Annotated in this window: 4 protein-coding genes; 1 reads left to right on the forward strand and 3 read right to left on the reverse strand. The window is 65.9% G+C overall.

What is annotated here, in order from left to right:
• From BGN91_RS17600 to BGN91_RS17610, 3 genes are all read right to left on the reverse strand, one after another.
• Positions 1-377, reverse strand: a 377-nt coding sequence (locus tag BGN91_RS17600) for an HD family hydrolase (protein ID WP_292615356.1), incomplete at its 3' end; no start/stop codon positions are given.
• Positions 374-1,000 carry a DNA-3-methyladenine glycosylase I gene (locus BGN91_RS17605; protein WP_292615357.1) on the reverse strand — a complete coding sequence of 209 codons (627 nt, stop codon included), beginning with the start codon at positions 998-1,000 and terminating at the stop codon, positions 374-376. The genes BGN91_RS17605 and BGN91_RS17600, both read right to left, overlap by 4 nt.
• A complete protein-coding gene (locus BGN91_RS17610) occupies positions 997-1,878 on the reverse strand; it encodes a folate-binding protein (RefSeq protein ID WP_292615358.1) in 882 nt (293 codons plus the stop codon). The genes BGN91_RS17605 and BGN91_RS17610 overlap by 4 nt, the downstream gene beginning before the upstream one ends.
• A 173-nt stretch (positions 1,879-2,051) precedes the next feature.
• On the opposite strand from BGN91_RS17610, the gene BGN91_RS17615 reads away from it, so the two are divergent.
• On the forward strand, positions 2,052-3,236 hold a 1,185-nt coding region (locus BGN91_RS17615; protein ID WP_292615359.1), incomplete at its 3' end, for a dihydroorotase.

Consider the following 3,236-nt stretch of genomic DNA (forward strand, 5'->3'; position numbering starts at 1 on the left):
AAGCGGACGTGGATCGCCGACAACAGCCGCTTCTCCACCGTCTTGTAGGAACCGCCGATCACCGCCTTGAACGGCGAGATCATGTCGCCGATGACATATTCCGGCGCGTCATGCAGCAGCGCCGCCAGCCGCACCCGGATATCGACGCGCGGGGTGTGCTCGCGCATCACCGCTTCGACCAGCAGCGTGTGCTGCGCGACCGAGAAGATGTGCGCGCCGCGGGTCTGGCCGTTCCATCGCGCCACCCGGGCGAGACCATGGGCGATATCCGCGATCTCGATATCGAGCGGGGAGGGATCGAGCAGGTCGAGCCGACGGCCGGACAGCATCCGCTGCCATGCGCGCGACGAGATTTTCGGAGCCGCCTTTGCCGTCATGTCGTCGCAAGGCGCGGCTTGCGCGTCTGCCGGCCGCACGTCTCGTGGCAATGACACGTCACCAGATGGTCGTTGACCATGCCGGTCGCCTGCATGAAGGCGTAGACGATCGTGGGGCCGACGAACTTGAACCCGCGCGAGGCCAGTTCCTTCGAGATTTTGATCGAGAGCGGCGTCGAGGCCGGCACGGTCGCGGTGGTCTTGAAGCGGTTGACCTTCGGCCTGCCGTCCATGAAGCCCCATAACAGGTCGGAAAAGCCCGGACCCTGCTCCATGATCGCCAGATAGGATTTCGCGCTGGTCACCGCGCCCTCGATCTTCGCCCGGTTGCGCACGATGCCGGCGTCGTTCATCAGCGCGTGGATTTTCCTGTCGCCGTAGCGGGCGATTGTCTCCGGGTTGAAAGCGTCGAAGGCGCGGCGGAAGTTGTCGCGCTTGCGCAGGATCGTGATCCACGACAGGCCCGCCTGAAAGCCGTCGAGGATCAGCTTTTCGAACAGCGCGCGATCGTCGTATTCGGGCACGCCCCACTCGGTGTCGTGATAGGCAAGGTAGAGCGGGTCGTCGCCGGGCCACGGGCAGCGGGTCAGGCCGTCGGCATGCAGGCGCGCCGACTGCGTCATGCGACCGTCTTCTTGGCCGGAAGCTTGAGGTCGTCCGGATCGGCGATACGGATCGGAACGGTCCCCGCCGTCAACGGGATCCCGGCTTCAATCGCGTCCGCGGCGCGATCCAGCCGAAGCAGCGCAAGGCCCTGGCCCGCGGCCGACGAACCCATGGTGCCGACCGGCTTGTCCGCCGCGACGATGGCGGCGCCGGCCTCCGGCGCGCCGTCGTCCAGCAGCAGGCGCACGATCCGGCTGCGCGCGGTGCCGCGATGCTCCATGCGCGAAACCACTTCCTGACCGACATAGCAACCCTTGTCGAAATCGACGCCGTGCAGCCGGTCCATATTGGCTTCATGCGGGAAGGCGTCGCCAAAGGCGAAATCGGTGCCGCCGCTCGGCACGCCGCTGGCGATCCGGTGGGCCTCGTAATCGTTGCTTTCGACCAGTTCGGCGCCGATCACGGTGGCCGCCCGTGCCGCGAGGTCCTCCGGCGCCAGAATGCGCCAGCCGAGCTTGTCGCTGCGCGGATCGGCGAAGGTCAGGTCGGGGTGCATCGCGGGCTCGCCGCCCCAGGCCGCCAGCACGCCGAGCGTGCCCGAAAGGTTTTCGACCGTGACCTTGGCGCGCAGCTTGTAGAAGCCGAGCTTGGTCGCGAGCGGCTGCGCCAGCGACAACGGGCAGTCGATCAGAAAGCCGCCGCCGTGGCCCGGCTGCGCTTCGGTAATGAGAAAATCGAACGTGATCTTGCCTTGCGGCGTCAGCAGCGCGCCGAACCGGCCAGCCCCCGGCTGGACCTTGGTCACATCAGTGGTCACAAGACCGTTGAGAAAATTGCGTGCGTCGTCGCCGCTGACCTTGACCACCCCCCGGTCGGGAAGAAACGCTGCTTTCATGACAAAATCTCTTGGCCGGGCATTGTTGTCTTGGCGGGTCGTGCGCAGTACCCCGGGGAAACCTGCGTGCCGGATTTCGCTTCCGAACGTAAGCCGCTAAGGTGCCCGCAACAAGGGTCCGCGTGGCGGAGCCGCATGCGGAAAAAAGCTATCGGAGACGATGATCAGGACAGATGACCAAGACATTTGACGTGATTCTGAGAAGCGGCACCATCGTCAATCAGGACGGCGAGGGGATCGGCGACATCGCGGTATCGGACGGCCGCATCGCCGCCATCGGCGGCCTTGGCCACGCCGACGCCGGCGAGGTGATCGACTGCCGGGGATTGCATATCCTGCCCGGCGTCATCGACACCCAGGTGCATTTCCGTGAGCCGGGGCTCACTCACAAGGAAGACCTCGAAACCGGCTCGCGCAGCGCCGTGATGGGCGGCGTCACGGCGGTGTTCGAGATGCCGAACACCAATCCGCTGACGGTGACGGCGGAAACGTTCGCCGCGAAGATGAAAGCGGCGCATCATCGCATGCATTGCGACTTCGCCTTCTTCATCGGCGGCACCCGCGACAACGTGCAGGACCTGCCCGAACTGGAACGCGCGCCGGGCTGCGCCGGGGTCAAGGTGTTCGTCGGATCGTCAACCGGCGCGCTGCTGGTCGAGGACGACAGCAGCCTGCGAAAAATCTTCAACGTGATCCGCCGCCGCGCCTCGTTTCACGCCGAGGACGAATACCGCCTCAACGAACGCAAGGGATTGCGCATCGAAGGCGATCCGCGCTCGCATCCGGTGTGGCGCGACGAGGCCGCCGCGCTAAAGGCGACGCAGCGGCTTGTCACGCTCGCCCGCGAGACCGGAAAGCGCATCCACGTGCTGCATATCTCGACCAAGGAAGAGATCGAGTATCTGCGCGACCACAAGGATGTCGCGTCCTGCGAGGCGACGCCGCACCACCTCACGATGGTCGCGCCCGCCTGCTACGAGCGGCTTGGCACGCTGGCGCAGATGAATCCGCCGGTGCGCAATGCCGCGCATCGCGCAGGCATCTGGAACGGCATCAAGCAGGGCATCGTCGACGTGCTCGGCTCCGATCACGCGCCGCACACGCTGGAGGAGAAGCAGAAGGCCTATCCGGCCTCGCCCTCCGGCATGACCGGCGTGCAGACGCTGGTGCCCTTGATGCTGGATCACGTCAATGCGGACCGGCTGTCGCTGGCGCGCTTCGTCGATCTCACCAGCGCCGGGCCGGCGCGGCTGTTCAACATCGCCTGCAAGGGCCGGATCGCGGCCGGCTTTGATGCCGACTTCACCGTGGTCGATCTCAAGCGGAGCGAGACCATCACCAACAAGTGGGTGGCCTCG

The sequence above is a fragment of the Nitrobacter sp. 62-13 genome (genome assembly GCF_001896955.1).
Lineage (GTDB): Bacteria > Pseudomonadota > Alphaproteobacteria > Rhizobiales > Xanthobacteraceae > Nitrobacter.